Annotated in this window: 16 protein-coding genes and 2 pseudogenes; 7 read left to right on the forward strand and 11 right to left on the reverse strand. The window is 67.2% G+C overall.

The features are described from left to right. Positions 1 to 6: 6 nt before the first annotated feature. On the forward strand, positions 7 to 522 hold the full coding sequence (locus RJ05_RS02610) for an ImmA/IrrE family metallo-endopeptidase (RefSeq protein WP_036532694.1): 516 nt from the start codon (positions 7 to 9) through the stop codon (positions 520 to 522). Beyond that, positions 519 to 1553, forward strand: a complete 1035-nt coding sequence (locus RJ05_RS02615) for a hypothetical protein (protein ID WP_036532696.1) — start codon at positions 519 to 521, stop codon at positions 1551 to 1553. Before RJ05_RS02610 ends, RJ05_RS02615 begins: the two co-directional genes overlap by 4 nt. 166 nt (positions 1554 to 1719) lie before the next feature. Here RJ05_RS02615 and RJ05_RS02620 read toward each other — a convergent pair whose 3' ends face one another. Continuing rightward, positions 1720 to 2136: a helix-turn-helix domain-containing protein gene (locus RJ05_RS02620; protein ID WP_014348820.1), complete on the reverse strand. Its 417-nt coding sequence runs from the start codon at positions 2134 to 2136 to the stop codon at positions 1720 to 1722. A 362-nt stretch (positions 2137 to 2498) separates the two neighbouring features. Further along, entirely contained in the window at positions 2499 to 3662 is a 1164-nt protein-coding gene (locus RJ05_RS02625) for a steroid 3-ketoacyl-CoA thiolase (RefSeq protein WP_036532698.1), read from the reverse strand. Positions 3663 to 3849: 187 nt separating this feature from the next. Here RJ05_RS02625 and RJ05_RS02630 point away from each other — a divergent pair, with 187 nt between their 5' ends. Continuing rightward, positions 3850 to 5109: a cytochrome P450 gene (locus RJ05_RS02630; RefSeq protein ID WP_036532700.1), complete on the forward strand. Its 1260-nt coding sequence runs from the start codon at positions 3850 to 3852 to the stop codon at positions 5107 to 5109. Between the two features lie 78 nt (positions 5110 to 5187). Here the strand turns inward: RJ05_RS02630 and RJ05_RS02635 are convergent, their stop codons facing one another. The 5 genes from RJ05_RS02635 to RJ05_RS02655 are packed head-to-tail and all read right to left on the reverse strand — an operon-like array spanning position 5188 to position 9766. Further along, entirely contained in the window at positions 5188 to 5616 is a 429-nt protein-coding gene (locus RJ05_RS02635) for a nuclear transport factor 2 family protein (protein WP_036532703.1), read from the reverse strand. Between the two features lie 15 nt (positions 5617 to 5631). Next, positions 5632 to 6507 (reverse strand): TIGR03619 family F420-dependent LLM class oxidoreductase, encoded by an 876-nt coding sequence (locus RJ05_RS02640; RefSeq protein ID WP_036532706.1) that lies wholly within the window; start codon positions 6505 to 6507, stop codon positions 5632 to 5634. After that, positions 6504 to 7673, reverse strand: a complete 1170-nt coding sequence (locus RJ05_RS02645; RefSeq protein WP_036532708.1) for a thiolase family protein — start codon at positions 7671 to 7673, stop codon at positions 6504 to 6506. Before RJ05_RS02645 ends, RJ05_RS02640 begins: the two co-directional genes overlap by 4 nt. Next, on the reverse strand, positions 7670 to 8737 hold the full coding sequence (locus tag RJ05_RS02650; protein WP_174343887.1) for a thiolase family protein: 1068 nt from the start codon (positions 8735 to 8737) through the stop codon (positions 7670 to 7672). Before RJ05_RS02650 ends, RJ05_RS02645 begins: the two co-directional genes overlap by 4 nt. Positions 8738 to 8749: 12 nt before the next feature. After that, the gene (locus RJ05_RS02655; RefSeq protein ID WP_373365047.1) at positions 8750 to 9766 is read right to left on the reverse strand and encodes a Zn-ribbon domain-containing OB-fold protein; all 1017 of its coding nucleotides are present in this window, start codon (positions 9764 to 9766) and stop codon (positions 8750 to 8752) included. A 61-nt stretch (positions 9767 to 9827) separates the two neighbouring features. Between RJ05_RS02655 and RJ05_RS02660 the strand changes: the two genes are divergently transcribed. Together RJ05_RS02660 and RJ05_RS02665 are read left to right on the forward strand one after the other, a co-directional pair. Continuing rightward, positions 9828 to 10865, forward strand: coding sequence for an LLM class F420-dependent oxidoreductase (locus RJ05_RS02660; RefSeq protein ID WP_036532712.1), 1038 nt, complete (start codon positions 9828 to 9830; stop codon positions 10863 to 10865). Positions 10866 to 10887: 22 nt separating this feature from the next. Continuing rightward, positions 10888 to 11913: an AMP-binding protein gene (locus tag RJ05_RS02665; RefSeq protein ID WP_051016137.1), complete on the forward strand. Its 1026-nt coding sequence runs from the start codon at positions 10888 to 10890 to the stop codon at positions 11911 to 11913. 7 nt (positions 11914 to 11920) lie between these two features. Here the strand turns inward: RJ05_RS02665 and RJ05_RS02670 are convergent. Both RJ05_RS02670 and RJ05_RS32100 read right to left on the reverse strand, forming a co-directional pair. After that, positions 11921 to 12748: pseudogene (locus tag RJ05_RS02670) on the reverse strand (RNA polymerase subunit sigma-70); the annotation flags it as partial. A gap of 12 nt (positions 12749 to 12760) precedes the next feature. Beyond that, the gene (locus RJ05_RS32100; protein WP_249040504.1) at positions 12761 to 12910 is read right to left on the reverse strand and encodes a sigma factor; all 150 of its coding nucleotides are present in this window, start codon (positions 12908 to 12910) and stop codon (positions 12761 to 12763) included. Between the two features lie 214 nt (positions 12911 to 13124). Between RJ05_RS32100 and RJ05_RS02675 the strand changes: the two genes are divergently transcribed. Further along, complete coding sequence (locus RJ05_RS02675; protein WP_036532714.1) at positions 13125 to 13544, forward strand: VOC family protein; 420 nt, start codon at positions 13125 to 13127, stop codon at positions 13542 to 13544. Positions 13545 to 13623: 79 nt separating this feature from the next. On the opposite strand, the gene RJ05_RS02680 is transcribed toward RJ05_RS02675, so the two are convergent. Beyond that, positions 13624 to 14406 (reverse strand): crotonase/enoyl-CoA hydratase family protein, encoded by a 783-nt coding sequence (locus RJ05_RS02680; RefSeq protein WP_051016139.1) that lies wholly within the window; start codon positions 14404 to 14406, stop codon positions 13624 to 13626. Between the two features lie 80 nt (positions 14407 to 14486). Here RJ05_RS02680 and RJ05_RS02685 point away from each other — a divergent pair, with 80 nt between their 5' ends. Then, positions 14487 to 16136, forward strand: a complete 1650-nt coding sequence (locus tag RJ05_RS02685; protein WP_036532718.1) for an acyl-CoA synthetase — start codon at positions 14487 to 14489, stop codon at positions 16134 to 16136. Between the two features lie 256 nt (positions 16137 to 16392). Here the strand turns inward: RJ05_RS02685 and RJ05_RS02690 are convergent. Further along, positions 16393 to 17498 (reverse strand): annotated as a pseudogene (locus tag RJ05_RS02690) (acyl-CoA dehydrogenase family protein). Position 17499: the final 1 nt, after the last annotated feature.

Raw genomic sequence — 17499 nt, forward strand, 5'->3', positions numbered from 1 at the left:
TCGGCGATGACACAGAGTAAGGCGCAGAGCGGTTCGCGGTCCTACCGCCGGGTGGCCGCGGCCGTGGACGCGGTCTGCGCGGTTGCCGCCGATTTCGACGCGACCACCCTCGACGAGGTGGTGCTCGCCATCGCCGCCGAGCGCAAACGGATGATCGAGATCGCCGACGCCGACCTCGGCCCCGGCGTCTGCGGTCAGCGCCGGTTCTATCCGGACAAAGACGTGATCGTGCTGGCCACCGCGCTGCCCAGCCGTGAGCACACCCTCGCCCACGAACTCGGGCACATCGTGTTCGACCACGAGGGTGCGCCCGCACCGGAGGTGACGCTCGAGGCCAGCGACGATCTGATCGCCTACATGCTCAGCCAGCGCGCGCATCAGCAGATCGTCGACGACGGCGAAGACGAACAGGCCGAATGGGAGGCCGAGACCTTCGCCGCGATGCTGATGACGCGGCTGCGCGTATTCAACAACCGGGGCGCGGGCGTCTCGGTCCTTCGATTCGATGAGGCTCTCGGATGACCTTCTGGTTGACGGCCATGCTGGTCTGGGTGGCAGCCGGTGCGCGGGTGGGGCGGGTGCTGGTCAAGCCCGCGACCACCGCGCGGGTGGCCATCGTGATCGCGGTCGCCGCGGTCGCGCTCGCCGCCACGGTCGCGATTCCCGATGTCGGGGTCGCGGTCGACAACCTGTTACCGGAGGGCCTGCGCTCGGGCATGCTGTCCGACGGTGTCGTCGTCGCGGCCTGGCTGCTGTTCACCACCGCCACCTCGGTGGTGGCGTCGGCGGCCTGGCCGGTGGTGTCGCGGCGCAACCTGCGCCAGATCGCGTGGGTGATCTACGCGGTCGGTGCGGCCGCGGCCGCGGCGACGCTGGCCTGGACGCATGTGTTCGGCTGGGTGATCGTCGCGCTCGGTGGGCTTTTCATCGTCGTCACCGGTCTGCGCAATCTGGACTGGACCGCGCTCGGGCGCGGTATCGCGATCTACACCGCAGGCACCGCGCTGGTGGCCTTGCTAGCCGTGCTCGAGATCCGGCGGGCAGCCATCGACGCCCCGCGCGCGAAACCCGGTGAGGCGGACTGGGGTTGGCCGGCCTGGCAGATCGCGAGCCTGTTCATCGCGTTCGGTGCGGTGTGGATCGTCATCGAATTGTGGGTGCGCGCGCGGCTGCTGTTGCGGCGCATCGAGCTGCTGCACCGGGTGATGGTGAAGCGCTTCCCGGAGGTGGTGGCGCACGAGCAGGGTGGCACCTCCACGCAGTTGAAGGCGTCCGACCGGGTGGCGCAGATCATGGACGCGCTCTATCTCCAGTCCGGCGGCGGTGTGCAGATCGTCTCGGCCGGTGACCCACCGGACTCGGTGACCCAGCGCGCCGATCGCGTCGCGCGGTGGGCCCGCAACCCGCTCGGCGATGTGGTGGTCGATGCCCGCTGGATCGCGCCGCCCGAGGGTGTGAGCCCGCGTGGCTGGGTCAGTGCGATCGCGCAGGCCTTCGAAACCACGGCGCGCGAGCAGCAGCGGAAGCCGGCCGCCGCCCAGCCGCGGCCCTGATTCGGCGATCCACTCGAGACTCGGCGTTGCCCTGGCGCGGCTCACGCTCCGGGGCAACCGGTCTCAGCCATGCTCGCAGGCCGGTATCCGCTATGAGATGGCGCCGATCACATAACACAACACAGTGCGGCCCACTGGGCCGCACTGTGTTGTGGTGTGCGAGAGCCTATTCGGTCCCATCCGGAGGAACTTCGGGCAGGCCTTCACTTGCCCGGAGTTTCTCCGCCATGGAGGTGAGTAGATTCTGTGATTCTTCGGAGAGGTCGAAAGCCCGGCTGGACAATCGGCGCAGCCCGTAACCCTGCAACTGAGACAGCAGTTCCAGATCGTGGTCGATCTTGGCGGCGTAGATGTCGTTGAAGAAGTAGTCGGGCTTGACCTTGAAGAACTTCGCCAACGCGGCCACCGTCTCGTCCGACGGATTGGTCCGCTGCCCGGACCGCAACTGCGACAGGTACGGTTTGGAGATCGGATGCCCTGAAGCCGTCAGCGCGGCTGCGACCTCCGCGTTGGTGTGCGGCTTACGCCCCGGGGGATGCACGGTTTCGAACAGCTTGTTCAGCCGCGCCGCGAAATCAGCCATTGTGAGCCGCCCAATTCCCTTCGCTGTACTAACAGTCGTTATCTCGGATACGTATCATTGATATTAGCGGCTCAGTAACTGAAAACCTACGCCTGATTCCGAATTTCCTTGAAGCTTCCAGGTCGGTGTCCAGTGCAGAGGCTCCGAGCGTGGCGTTTGCGGGTTCCACCAACGGCTCTTGTGGAGCCGTCCGGCCAGCAAGTTCTAGCCCGTCGCGGGGGTCTTGCCCGTCGGACCTGCGGTAGCCGCAAGTTAGCTGACATCTCATCTAGTCCTCTGTACCGGACTTTGTGTGGCGTACGACACGTTTTGCCGCCTCCGAGATGAACGTTCAAGTTACACCGGGGAATTGGTTGAAAGCCTTACAACCGCTCGATGATGGTGCCTGTCGCTAGTGCGCCACCGGCACACATGAGCACCATCGCGAGGCTCTTGTCGGAGCGCTCCAGCTCGTGCAAAGCCGTTGTGATGAGGCGGGATCCGGTGGAACCGACCGGATGGCCCAGGGCGATGGCGCCACCGTTGACGTTCACCTTGTCCATATCCGGCTTGTGGACCGACGCCCACGACAGTGGCACCGAGGCGAAGGCCTCATTGATCTCGAACAGATCGATATCGCTCATGCTCATGCCCGAACGCTCCAGCAGGCGGGTGGTGGCCTGCACCGGACCGTCGAGGTGGAACTCCGGCTCCGAGCCGACCAGGCACTGGGTGACGATTCGGGCCCGCGGGGTCAAACCTGCACGGCGCGCGGCCTTTTCGTCCATCAGCAGCACCGCGGCGGCGCCATCGGAGATCTGCGAGGAGGTGCCCGCGGTGTGGATGCCGCCGTCGAGCACCGGCTTCAGCGCGGCCAGGCTCTCGGCGGTGGTCTCGCGCAGGCCCTGGTCCCGGTTGACCTCCATCTTCTCGCCGGTGAGGTTGCCTTCCTTGTCGGCCACCGGTGCGGTCACGGTGAGCACCTCGCGGTCGAAGCGGCCCTCGGCCCAGGCCTGGGCGGCCAGGCGCTGCGAGCGCACACCGAACGCGTCGACGTCCTCGCGGGTGATGCCGCGCCGCTTGGCGATTCGCTCGGCGGCCTCGAATTGATTGGGCATATCGATATCCCAGGAGGCGGGCCGGCGCGGGCCCGCGTGCTCACCGACGTTGGCGCCGAGCGGAACCCGGCTCATCGCCTCCACGCCGCAGGCCATGCCGATCTCGATGGCATCGGTGGCGATGAGGCCGGCGATCAGGTGGTTGGCCTGCTGGGCCGAGCCGCACTGGGCGTCGATGGTGGTGCAGCCGGTCTGCCAGGGCAGCCCGGCGTGCAGCCAGCCGACCCGGGTGACGTTGTTGGACTGCTCGCCGGCCTGGGTGACGCAGCCGCCGATGACCTGCTCGACGAGGGCGGGGTCCAGATGGGCGCGCTCGAGCAGGCCGCGCTGGGCGAGGCCGATGAGTTCGGCCGCGTGCAGGCCGGACAGCCAGCCGCGGCGCTTGCCGATGGGGGTGCGGGCGGCTTCGACGATGACGGGTGTACCCATCTCCAACCTTTCCTCGAGGACAGAATTGAAACGTGTTCTTGACACTTGTCACCGGCGGATCTGTCCGGTTTCTTTCCTAGTTTTCCCGCCTGTGCTTCAATAATTGTAGAACGTGTTCCAGTGTTGTCGACGGATGCACCTGGTGCTCGGCTCGGCTTGGTTGCGCACTCTCTTAAGGAGGCCACTGGTGGTAGCCCCTCGAACGGTCCGGCCCGATCTGCCGGACGGATTCGACGTCACCGATCCCGAAATCTATGCCCACCGCGTCCCGGTCGAGGAATTCGCCGAGCTGCGCCGGGCCGCGCCGATCTGGTGGAATCCACAGCCACCGGAGGTGGGCGGCTTCCACGACGACGGGTTCTGGGTCGTCAGCAAGCACGCCGATGTCAAGGAGGTCTCGCGGCGCAGCGACGTGTTCTCCACCTACGAGAACACCGCGATCCCGCGGTTCAACGACGACATCACCCGCGAACAGATCGAGCTGCAGCGGTTCGTCCTGATCAACAAGGACGCGCCCGAACACACCAAACTGCGCAAGATCATCTCTCGTGGCTTCACCCCGCGGGCGATCAACAGCCTGCGCGCCGAGCTGTCGGCGCGCGCGGAGGGCATTGTGAAGGCGGCCGCCGAGGCCGGTTCCGGTGATTTCGTCACCCAGATCGCGTGCGAGCTGCCGCTGCAGGCCATCGCCGAGCTGATCGGGGTGCCGCAGGAGGACCGGATGAAGGTCTTCCGGTGGTCCAACGAGATGACCGGCTACGACGATCCCGACAACGATGCCGATCCGGTGGTGGCCTCGGCGGAAATTCTCGGCTACGCCTACCAGATGGCCGCCGATCGCAAGAAATGCCCGGCCGACGACATCGTGACCACATTGATCGAGGCCGATATCGACGGCGACAAGCTCTCGGAAGAGGAATTCGGCTTCTTCGTCATCATGCTGGCGGTGGCCGGTAACGAGACCACCCGCAATGCCATCACCCACGGCATGATGGCCTTCCTCGATCACCCCGATCAGTGGGAGCTGTTCAAAAAAGAGCGCCCGGCCACCGCCGCCGACGAGATCATCCGCTGGGCCACACCGGTGACCTCATTCCAGCGCACCGCATTGGAAGACGTTGAGCTCGGCGGCGTGCAGATCAAAAAGGGACAGCGGGTGGTCATGCTGTACCGCTCGGCGAACTTCGATGAAGACGTCTTCGAAAATCCGGAGAAGTTCGACATCATGCGCGAGGACAATCAGCACCTGTCCTTCGGCGGCACCGGCGCGCATTTCTGTATCGGCGCGAACCTGGCCCGCCTCGAGGTCGATCTGATCTTCAATGCGATCGCCGATCATCTGCCGGATATCAGCAAGCTCGGTGACGCCAAGCGGCTGCGTTCGGGCTGGCTCAACGGCATCAAGGAATTCCCGGTCGATTACAAGACCTGCCCGGTCACCGGCTGAACCAGCGGCTGAACCCCGCCGGGCACGAGAATGCCCCCTCGATCAGTGGATCGAGGGGGCATCGTCGTTATCCGGGCTTCAGGCCGGTCGCGCCGTTTTCATGGCCCGGTCGACCTCCCAATATGCGCGCAAAGCGGCGATCTTGCCCGCCTCGTCGACCCGATAGGTGAACACGCCCTCGGCATCGATCACGTGCCCGCCGAGGGTGCTGCGGATGAGGCCGGTGAACGCGACCTCCGAACCGCAGGCGAACGAGTCACCGAACAGGAACTCGATCGATTCGGTGGCGGCGATCGCCTTGTCCCAGAAGGCTGCGATGGCATCGCGACCGCGGTGACCGCGGCCCTCCGGATCGAAACCCGAGGGCCCGATCGGGTCCTCGACGATGCCGTCCTCGGCGAACAGCTCCAACCAGGCGTTCTTGTCGCGAGCCCGCACCGCCGCCTGGGAGGCCAGGCCCGCGGCGCGCGCCGGATGATCGGTGATGGGGGAGGACTCGACGGTCATGGTTGCCCTTCCGGCTCAGACGATCGGATCATCGATATTGGCCGCCGCGAACTTGCGCAGCGACTCCTGTTTGGCCGACAGCTCCCCGTCGAACCCGATGCCGTCTATCAGCCAGGGCACCACGATCGCATCGGTGACGCCGGCGTCGGCCAGATCCTGATAGCCGGAGCGGCCGAACTTGTCGATGCACACCGCCTGGATCTCGAACGGTTCCTCGGCCCGGCCGTACTCGGCGCGCAACTGCCCCAGCGTCTCGATGGTCTCGCACAGCTGGTCGAACTTCATCATGGCCGAGGTCCAGCCGTCGCCGACCCGGGCCGCCCGGCGCAGCGCGGCGTCGGTGTGGCCGCCGATATAGAACGGCACCGGCTCGGTCGGCGCCGGACTCATCTGCAACGGGTCGAAGTCGAAGAACTCGCCGTGGTACTCGACCATCCCGCCGCCGAGCACCAGCTTGATGACCTCGATCATCTCGTCCACCCTGGCACCGCGCCGCTTGAACGGCACCCCGCACCATTCGAATTCCTCGGGCGCCCAGCCGATGCCGACGCCGAAGCCGAAGCGGTTACCCGACATGTTCGCCACCGACCCGACCTGGCGGGCCAGCAGCAGCGGGTTACGGGAACCGAGTTTGAGCACATTGGTGTAGAAGCGGATGCGGCTGGTCACCGCGGCCATGGCGGTGGCGCCGATCAGCGGATCCACCCATGGCGTCTCAGGGCCCCAGAAGCGACTGCCGTCGGGAGTGTAGGGGTATTTCGCCTCGGCCGTCTTCATGTAGAACAGCGAATCGGGCAGGGCGATGGAGGCAAACCCGCATTCCTCCGCGGTCTTGGCCAGCTCGGGCAGTTGCTCGAGCGGGCTCAGTGCGATGCCGAGGGTGAACTTCATGCCGGACGCTCCGACCCGACCACCCACATCGAGAAGTACTGCGAGCCACCACCGTAGGCATGGCCGAGCGCCTTGCGCGCATTCTCCACCTGGTAGGCGCCGGCCCGCCCCATCACCTGCTTGGCGGCCTCGGCGAAGCGGATCATGCCGGAGGCGCCGATCGGATTGGACGAGAGCACGCCGCCGGACGGATTCACCGGCAGGGTGCCACCGATCTCGGTTTCGCCCTTGTCGGTGAGCTTCCAGCCGTCACCGGGGGCGGCGAAGCCGAGGTTTTCCAGCCACATCGGCTCGAACCAGGAGAACGGGACGTAGATCTCGGCGGCATCGATCTCGCTGAGCGGATCGGTGACCCCCGCCTGCTTCCACAGTGCGGCGGCCGCATCGCGACCGGCCTGCGGGTTCACCTGATCGCGACCGGCATAGGTGGTCGGCTCGGTGCGCATAGCGGTCGCGTGCACCCACGCCACCTTCTTGCCCGCGGCTTCCACCGCGGCGGCCGAACTCTCGCCACCGATGACCACCGCGCAGGCGCCGTCGGAGGAGGGGCAGGTCTCGTCGAAGCGGATCGGATCCCACAGCATCTGGGAGGCCAGCACCGACTCCATGGTGATATCGGGCTGCTTCAGGTGCGCGTACGGGTTCTTGGCGCCATTGCGCCGGTCCTTGGCCGCGACCATCGCGCCGATATGGCCGGGCGCGTTGGAACGGCGGATGTAGGAGCGCACGTGCGGAGCGAAGTAACCGCCCGCGCCGGCGCCGACCGGCATGGTGAACGGCACCGGAATCGACAACGCCCACATGGCATTCGACTCCGACTGCTTCTCCCACGCCACCGCGAGCACCCGCTCGTGCACGCCTGCCTGGACCAGGTTGGCCGCGACGACGCCGGTCGAGCCGCCCACCGAACCCGCGGTATGCACGCGCAGCAGTGGTTTGCCCGGTGCGCCGAGAGCGTCGGCCATGTAGAGCTCGGGCATCATGACGCCCTCGAACAGGTCCGGCGCCTTACCGATCACGATCGCGTCGATATCGGCCATGGTGAGGTCGGCGTCGGCCAGCGCACGGTCGATGGCTTCGCGGACCATGCCGGACATCGACACATCGCTGCGTTTCGTCACATGATGCGTTTGTCCGGTGCCGAGCACCGCAGCCGGGAAACTCATCGGCCAGCCTCCGAATCCAGAACGGTCACAAGGTTTTGTTGCAGCGCGGGCCCGCTGGTGGCGTGCGCCAGCGCGCGCTCGGCGGAGCCGGCCATGATTTCGCGTGCCGCGAAGCCGATGCGTTCGAGCCCGGCCGCGAACATGGGATTGCCTGCCAGCGCGCCGCCGGAGGGATTGATCCTGGTGCGCTTGTCCAGGCCGATCGCCTCGGCGAGGATCAACTCCTGATGGCTGAACGGAGCGTGCAGCTCGGCGATATCGAAACCGCTGGTGTCGCCGCCGGTCACCGCCTCGGCGGCGGCCCGCGTCGAGGGCGAGACGGTCAGATCACGCCCGCCGAGCATCGACGAGTCGATCCGATGCGCCATGCCGGTGATCCAGGCCGGACGCTCGCACAGCTCGCGGGCCCGGTCACCCACCGCGAGCACGATGGCCGCGGCACCGTCGGTGATGGGGGCGCAGTCGTGTTCGCGCAGCGGATCGGCGACATACGGCGCGGCCAGCAGGTCGTCGATGGAGGCGCCGTCGGCGCGGTGCGCCTGCGAGACCGCGGCCATATCCCGTTCGCTCCAGCGGCCTGCGTCCAGACCGGCCCTGGCCTGCAAGCCCGCGATGGACAGCGAATCCGGCCACAGTGGCGTCACCAGATAGGGATCCAGCTGCATGGTCAGGACCTGGCGCAAGGTACCGGCGGAGGACTTGCCGAAGCCGTACACCAGCGCGGTGCGGGCCTGCCCGGAACGCAGCTTGACCCACGCCTCGTACAGGGCCCAGGCCGCGTCCATCTCGACATGCGATTCGTTGATCGGCGGCACGGCACCGATCGAGTCGACCGCCGAGATGAACGAGAAAGCCCGCCCGGCAAGGTAATCGGAGGAGCCCGAGCACCAGAAGTCGATATCGGACTTGGTGATGCCGAGCTGGTCGTAGAGCTGCTGGAAACACGGTTGCAGCATCTCCACGCCGTTGGTGGTGCCGAAGGTCTCCCGCACATGGGGCGCGTGCGCGAAGCCGACGACGGCGATGTCGGTGGCGTTATCGGTCGAACGCTCGGTGATGGTCACTCGGGAGCCCTCTCACAGGTGATGCTTGTAGGTGTCGTAATCGGCATCCGGCTCGCCGGAGGGCTCGAAGTGGTCGACGTTCTCCAGGCCGTAACCCCACTCCTCGCGCGGCTTCCACACCGCGCGCACCCGCATGCCCATCCGGACCTCCTCGGCCGCGCAGCCGAGAACCAGGTGCAGCACCGGGATGTCGGCGCCGTCGAGCAGCACGTAGGCGGCCACATAGGGCGGCTTGATCCGCTGCCCGAGGAACGGCACATTGACGATGCAGAAGGTGGTGACGGTTCCGGTGTCGGCCAGCTCCACCATGTCGTCGGTGGGCCTGCCGTCGGTGGGGTTGGCGCCACGCGGCGGGAAGTAGACCTTGCCGCCCGCGTCGGTGCGGCCGCCGATCAGCTTGCCTTCCTTGAGCCCGCGCAGATACACCGTCTCCTGCGGGGAGGCCGTGTGCTTGTAGCTCATGTCCACCGGCGTCACCAGCATGGTGACCGGCTCGGCGTCCGAATCCCCGGTTCGCTCACCGGCGGTGGAGGTTTCGCCGGGTTCGAAGCAGGCGATGTCGTGGATGGTGCCGGTGGTCTCGGCGGCCCAGCGGGCGCGAACCCGCATGCCGGTGCTGATCTCGTCGGGGCTCGCCACGTCCACCGCGTGCAGCAGGGTGGTGTCGGCACCGTCGAGCTTGATCAACGCGTAGGCGAACGGCCGGTCGAAGGGCTGACCCGGCAGTGGATCACGCACCCAGCTCCAGGAGACGACCGTGCCGACGTCGGCGACGTCGACGAACTCGCTGAGCGGGTCGGCGGTCACCGGGTCGTATTCGGCCGGCGGCACCAGGACCCGGCCGTCGCTACCGCGCACGCCGACGACGCGGCGCTCGCGCAGCCCGGTCAGGAACTTTCCGATGGTCGGTCCCACCGATCGGGTGTAGTCGAACTTCATTCGCAGCGGCGCGCTGAGTACGTCGCTCGGTTTCAATCCCGGCGGGCGATCCTGCGTGATTGCCGTGGGTGCAGTATTCCCATGAGTCACGATATCGAGTAGAACAGGTTCTTATTCTGCTGGCAAGCAGTGAATGTGAAAGGGGACCGATATGCGGTTCGGATTGCAGCTCGGATATTGGGGTGCGGCGCCGCCGCCGCATGTCGGTGAACTCGTGACGGCCGCGGAGGCGGCGGGCTTCGACGCGGTGTTCGCGGCCGAGTCGTGGGGCTCGGACGCCTTCGGTCCACTGGCCTGGTGGGGTTCATCGACCAGCAGGGTGCGGCTGGGCACTTCGGTCGCGCAGCTGTCGGCGCGCACGCCCGCCGCCACCGCGATGCACGCGCTGACCCTCGACCACCTCAGCGGTGGCCGCGCCATTCTCGGGCTCGGCGTCTCCGGCCCGCAGGTGGTGGAGGGCTGGTACGGGCAGCCGTTCGCCAAGCCGTTGCAGCGCACCAGGGAGTACGTCGACATCGTCCGCAAGGTGCTCGCGCGCGAGGCGCCGGTCGTCAGCCAGGGACCGCACTACACGCTGCCCTACGCCGGGCCGGGCGCCACCGGGCTCGGTAAACCGCTCAAGCCGATCGTGCACCCGCTACGTGCGGATTTGCCGATCTGGCTGGGGGCGGAGGGTCCGAAGAACGTCGCGCTGACCGCCGAGATCGCCGACGGCTGGCTGGCCATCTACTACGCCCCGCGGTTGGCCGGTATGTACAACGAATGGCTCGACGAGGGCTTTGCCCGTGCCGGTGCCCGCCGCACCAGGGAGACCTTCGAGATCGCCGCCAGCGCCCAGGTGATCGTCACCGACGATCCGGCCACCGAGATCGAACGGCTGCGCTGGGTGATGTCGCTCTACATCGGCGGCATGGGCGCCCCCGAGCTCAACTTCCACGCCCAGGTCTACCGCCGGATGGGCTACGAGAAGGAAGTCGAGGAGATCGGCAAGCTCTTCCAGGCCGGCCGTAAGGCCGAAGCCGCCGCTGCGGTACCCGACGAGATGGTGCTCGACACCACGATCATCGGCAACGAGGACGAGGTGCGTCGGCAGATCGGCGTCTGGGAGGCGGCCGGGGTGACCATGCTGCTGGTGTCGGTGGCCGACACCGAGCAAATGGGTAAACTCGCACCCCTTGTCGGTACGTAGAACGCGTTCTAAATTCGATGGGGTGACGCAGGAGTCGGCCGAAGTTCTCGGGCTGTGGAATATCGCCGCGGCCCAGCCGGGGCGCATTGCGCTGATCGCACCGTCCGGCCGGGAGGTGAGCTACCGGGAACTGGCCGCTCTCGCCGACCGGTATGCCGGTGGGCTGCGGGCGCTCGGGCTGCGGCCCGGCGACGCCGTGGTGAGCCTGCTGCCGAATTGCGTGGAGGCGGTGGCGTTCTCCTTCGCGGCCTATCGGAGTGGGCTGTACCTGGTCACAGTGGACTGGCATCTGACGGTGCCGGACATCGCCCATGTGCTCATCGACAGCGAGGCCAAGGCTTTCGTGGCGGGCCTGCGATTCGCCGAGTCGGCTCGGCTCGCCGCCGACGCCGCGGATCTGCCTGCCGCCGCGCGGTTTTCGGTGGGCGAGATCGAGGGCTTCAGATCGGTGGCCTGGCTCGGTGCGGCGGGCATCCGGCGGCCGGGTGATCGCACGGCCGGGGTCGAATCGGCCTCCGGCTCGTTGTCGGGCGGGCCGCACCTCGGCGTCCGGAGCGCGCTCGCCGGCACCGATCCCGATGCGGCGGCAGCGCATACCTCCGGCTTCTTCGGCCTGTTCGGGCTCGCGCCGCACGGTGCCCATGTGCATCTGGCCGGCCTGCCGCTGTACCGGTTCGAGGCGCTCGATTTCCTCACGGTTTCCGTGCAATTGGGGCACCGGGTGGTGCTGATGGACGGTTGGGACGCGGCCGAGGCGCTGCGGCTGATCGAACGGCATCGAGTGACCCACAGCCGATTGTCAGCGGCCCTGTTCGACCGGCTCCTCGCACTGCCGGAAGCGATCCGGTCCCGCTACGACCTGTCGTCCCTGCGCCGAATCGTGTACGGACCCGAGCCGTGCTCGCCGGAGCTCGAACAGCGGATGGCCGCCTGGTGGGGTCCGGTCTTCACCGATTACCGGGATGCGACCGCGGGCGGACCGGTCGCCGGCGCCGTCCTCGACGACGCCGGCGACCGTGACCGCCAGTCGGATCTGATTCCCGGCTGAGCCGGACTCAGACGGCTTCGCGCAGCTCCGGCTCCAGGCCGAACAGCGGGAACAACTTCTCGGTATCGAGGAAGAAGTTGAGCCCGGAGATCTCACCGTCGGTGAACTCCAGGACGGTGATCGACCAGGGCACCCAGACGCCCGGCTCGCCGCTGGGCTTGTAGTGGCCGAAGGCGGGCAGGCCATTGGCGCCTTCGAGCCGGACCAGCCGCGAATCGCGGCAGGCCGCGCCGTGGCCGAGCATGAACTCCGCGACATTCGCCGGGCCGGACACCCAGAACTCGAGCGGCGGCATGGACAGCGCCACATCGGTTTTCAGCAAAGTGGTGAGGGTGTCCATATCGTAGGACTCGAAGGCCTTGACGAAATCGTCGACGAGCCGGCGCTGCTGCTCGTCGGTCTCGTCGTAGGTGTCGGTGACCGCGGGCTGGACCTTGGACATGGTGGCGCGGGCGCGTTGCAGTGCGCTGTTGACCGAGGCCGGCGACATGGTGAGCGCCTCGGCGGTCTCGCTGGCGGAAAAGCGCAGCACCTCGCGCATGATCAGGATGGCGCGCTGGGTGGCGGGCAGGTGCTGACAGGCCGCGACGAAGGCCAGCCGCAGCGTGTCCTTGGCGGTGGCGTGCTCGGCCGGGTCCGCCCCGAAGGCGAGCGCGTTGGGGATCGGCTCGACCCACACGTAATCCGGCTGCGGCGCCGACAGCGGTGACTCCGGGCTCGACGGCCCGGACAGATCCATCGGCCGGGCCCGGCGCTGCGGACCGTCGAGCATGTCCAGGCAGACGTTGGTGGCGATCCGGTACAGCCACGATCGCAGGCTGGCGCGGCCTTCGAAGCTGTCGTAGGCCTACCAGGCGCGGGTGAATGTTTCTTGGACCGCGTCTTCGGCCTCGAACGAGGAACCGAGCATGCGGTAGGCGTAGGCGCACAACTCGCGGCGGTGTACCTCGAAGGAATCCATGACTTCCGCGGTGGCGGTGCCCGTCATCTCGCTCATGGATGCCACTGTGGCACACGCCACCGACAACAAACAGACGTCGCGGTGATCGTTTGCCGACGAAAAGACCACGTCAGCCACAGGAACCGCACCAGTACCGCAGGTAACGGGTACGGCGGCTGTCATCGGATTCGGCGGCGGCGATGACTTTCCGGAACCGGCCCCGTCTCTATCTGTGAAGCGAGCACACACCGACCGAGAGGCCGAAAAGACAATGAGCAGCAAGATGATCTTCATCAACCTCCCCGTGACCGACCTCGATCGGTCCAAGAGCTTCTATGAGGCGCTCGGCTGGAAGGTCAACCAGGACTTCACCGATCAGAACGCCGCCTGCATCGTGATCGACGACAACATCTGCCTGATGCTGCTGACCCGGGAATACTTCGCTACCTTCACCAAGCGGCCGATCGCCGACACCGCGGCGACCGCCGCCGCCGGCTACGCGCTCTCGCTGGGCAGCGCGCAGGAAGTCGACCAGCTGACCGACGCCGCCGTGGCGGCCGGCGGCCGGGAAGAGGTCAACGAGGACAAGCGCGCCCAGGAAGCCGAGGTCGGCATGCACGGCCGCACCTTCCTCGATCCCGACGGCCACCAGTGGGAGCCGTTCTGGATGGACTACCCCGGCGCCAACTGAGCGGACGCCACCGAGCGCAGACAGCGAAACGTCCCCGGCGCGTCGAGCCCGCCGGGGACGTTTGTCGTTTCGTGAGCCGCTATTTGCCGGTGAAAGTGGGCTTACGCTTCTCGGCGAAGGCCTTCGGGCCCTCCTTGGCATCGGCCGACTTGAACACCGCCATACCGAGTTCGGCATCGATCTTGAACGCGTCGTTCTCCGGCATGGCCTCGGTATCACGGATGGTCTTCAGGATGGCCTGCACCGCCAGCGGGCCGTTGGCGGCGATCAGCCCGGCCAGCTCCAGCGCCTTGTCGAGCGCGGTGCCGTCCGGCACCACATGCCCGATCAGGCCGATCTCCTTGGCCTCGGCCGCGGTGACGTGCCGTCCGGTGAGCAGGATGTCGGCGGCGACGGTGTAGGGAATCTGGCGTACCAGCCGCACGGCCGAGCCGCCGAGGGGGAACAGGCCCCAACGCGCTTCGGACACACCGAATTTCGCGCTCTCACCGGCGACCCGGATGTCGGTGCCCTGCAAGATCTCGGTGCCGCCCGCGATGGCCGGGCCCTCGACGGCGGCGATCAGCGGTTTGGTGAGCCTGCGGCCCTTGAGCAGTGCCTCGATCTTCGACAGATCCCAGCCGCCGCCGGAGAACGAATCGCCGGGATGCTGGGAGGTCATCGCCTTCAGGTCCGCGCCGGCGCAGAAGGCGCCGCCCGCGCCGGTGAGGATCGCGACCCGGATATCGGGATCGTTGTCGACCTGATCCCAGGCGTCGCGCATGATCGCCATCATCTCGCCCGAGAGGGCGTTCTTCGCTTCCGGGCGGTTCATGGTGACGATGAGAACGTGATCGCGCTTCTCGACGAGGCAGTGCGGCATCGCGGAAATCTCCTGGCTCGAGGACGTGGTGTGAAAAGGCACCCTTGTCAGGAACAGTAACACGTTCTATTTTTAGGTCTGTGAGCTACAACATAGCGGACCTCATCGAGCACACCATCGACCTCATGCCCGATCGCGTCGCACTGGTCGACGACGTTCGCGAGGTCACCTATGCGCAGTTGGAGGAGCGGACCAACAAGCTAGCCCATTACCTGCGAGAACAGGGTGTCCAGCCGGGTGACAAGGTGGGCATCTACTCGCGCAACACGATCGAGGCCGTCGAGTCGATGGTCGCGGTGTTCAAAGCGCGCGCGGTGATGGTCAACGTGAACTTCCGTTACGTCGAGAACGAGTTGCAATATATCTTCGATGATTCGGACATGGTGGCGTTGATCCACGAGCGTCGCTACACCGACAAGGTGACCGCCGTGCGGCCGAATGCGCCGAAGCTGAAGACCGTGATCGTGGTCGACGACGATACCGTCGAACAGGTGCCGCTCGCGGCGGATTCGGTGGAATACGAGGCCGCCCTTGCCGGTTCCTCGGGCGAGCGGGACTTCGGTGAGCGTTCCCCCGACGACATCTTCATGCTCTACACCGGCGGCACCACCGGCATGCCCAAGGGCGTGATGTGGCGCCAGGAGGATTGGTGGCGCGTGCTCGGCGGCGGCACCAACTTCGGCACCGGTGAGAAGATCGAAGACGAATGGACGCAGGCCAAGAACGGTGCCGCCGGCGCGGCGATGGTGCGCTACCCGATCCCGCCGATGATCCACGGCGGCTCGCAGGCCGCCACCTTCCACGGTCTGTTCGACGGCGGTAAGACCGTGATGCTGCCGGAGTTCAGCGGGCACAGCGTGTGGCAGGCGATCGACCGCCACGGCGTGAACATGATCTTCATCACCGGCGACGCCATGGCCCGCCCGATGCTGGACGCGCTGCGCGAGGGCAACCCGGAAACCGGTGAGCCGTACAAACATTCGAATCTGTGGGCGATGGCCAGCAGCGCCGCGTTGTTCTCGCCGACGCTCAAGGATCAGTACCTGGAACTGCTGCCGACCACCATGATCACCGACTCGATCGGCTCCTCGGAGACCGGGTTCGGCGGTTTGGCCGTCGCGGCCAAGGGCGCGACGCACACCGGCGGTCCGCGGGTGAAGATCGACGCCTCCACCGAGGTGCTCGACGAGGACGGCAACCCGGTCGAACCGGGATCGGGCAAGGTCGGCATGCTCGCTCGCAAGGGCCATATCCCGCTCGGCTACTACAACGACCCGGTCAAGACGGCCGCGACGTTCAAGGAGTTCAACGGGGTCCGCTATTCGATCCCGGGTGACTACGCCCGTGTCGAGGAGGACGGCACCGTCACCATGCTCGGCCGTGGTTCGGTGAGCATCAACAGCGGCGGCGAGAAGATCTACCCGGAGGAGGTCGAAGGCGCCCTCAAGACCCATCCGGAGATCTTCGACGCCCTCGTCGTCGGTGTCCCTGACGAGCGCTGGGGCCAGCGCGTCGCCGCGGTGGTCCAGTGTCGCGGGGGCAAGCGTCCCACCCTCGAGGAGCTGCGCCCGATCCTGACCAAGGAGGTCTCCTCCTACAAGATGCCGCGCAGCCTCTGGTTCGTCGACGAGATCAAGCGTTCGCCGGCGGGCAAGCCCGACTACCGCTGGGCCAAGGCGCAGACCGAAGCCCGTCCCGCCGACGAGCACGCCGAGGCGAGCAGCAAGTAGTTTCCCGATGACCGACGGTGAGGGCGCATCGCAAACCAGCGGTGCGCCCCGTGCCATTCGCCGGCTGTCGGCGGTTATGACGGAATTCGATGATGAGGACGCGACGACAGCCATCGCCGAGCGGTAGCGGCTGTTCGACGAGACTGCGACGTATGTCCTCGGCCGATAACTGAATCCTCGCCTGAGGTGAGCAGTGGATCGCACGAGATCGGCCCGCCGGATGATGTCCGGCGGGCCGATCTCGTTTCTCGGTGGCTCAGGCCGAGTCGGCCAGGTGCTCGGCGATGGGGAGCAGGTGGTCGGGGGCCGGGCCGAGGGCGAATTCGTTGTGTTTGGCGGCGGTGAAGTAGTTCTGCACGATGTGGTCGCGGTCGATGCCGACGCCGCCGTGCACGTGGACGACGGTGTGCGCGATGCGGTGGCCGGCTTCGGCGGCCCAGAACTTGGCGGTGTGCACGGCGGGCGCGGCGGGCAGGTCCTCGGAGAGCTGCCAGGCGGCCTGGGTGACGGTCAGGCGCAGGCCGCCGAGATCGATGTAGGCGTCGGCGAGGCGCTGGGCCACGGCCTGGAAGCTGCCGATGGCCTTGCCGAACTGCTCGCGCTCGCGGGCGTAGTCGGCCACCAGTTCGAGGGCGCGTTCGAGGGTGCCGAGTTGCTGGGCGCTGAGCCCGAGCCAGGCACGCAGCAGCAGCCAGTCCAGGATCTCCGCGCCGGTGTCCACGGTGCCGAGCAGCTGGGCCGGGGACTCGGTGAACTCCACCAGGAATTCGGCGCTACGGTCGACCACCTGCTGGGCGCTCACCCGCACCGAGGAATGCGACGGATCGACCAGGAACACCGCGGTCTGCCCGGAGACGGTGGCGGGCACCAGGATCCGGTGCGCCCGGTCGGCGACCGGGACGGTGGTCTTGGTGCCGGTGAGCTGCCAGCCGTCGGCGGTTTCGGTGGCTGTGGCGTCGGGGGTCGCGGTGTCCCAGTTGTGTTCCTCGGTCAGCGCGACGGTGAGGATCAGCTCGCCCGCACCGGCCCGCCTGGCGAGCTCCTGCTGCTCGGCATCGCCGTACCGGGCCAGCGCGCGGCCCCGAGCACGATCGAGGACAGGTACGGGACGGCGGCCACGTACCGGCCGAGTTCGCGCAGGATCGAGGTCTGTTCCAGCACGCCGAAGTCATTGCCGCCAACGGCCTCCGGCAGGGCGGCGGCAAGCACGCCGGTCTCGGCCAGCGACTGCCACAGCGGTTCATCGAAGCGCACGTCGGCGGTGTCGAGTTCGCGCAGCCGGTCGTCGGTGACCAGCTTGGCGCATACCTCGCCGGTCAGCCGGGCCAGATCGCCCTGGGCCTCGGTAGGGGTGAAATCCATG

This window comes from Nocardia cyriacigeorgica NBRC 100375 (assembly GCF_000308555.1).
Classification (GTDB): Bacteria; Actinomycetota; Actinomycetes; order Mycobacteriales; family Mycobacteriaceae; genus Nocardia; species Nocardia cyriacigeorgica.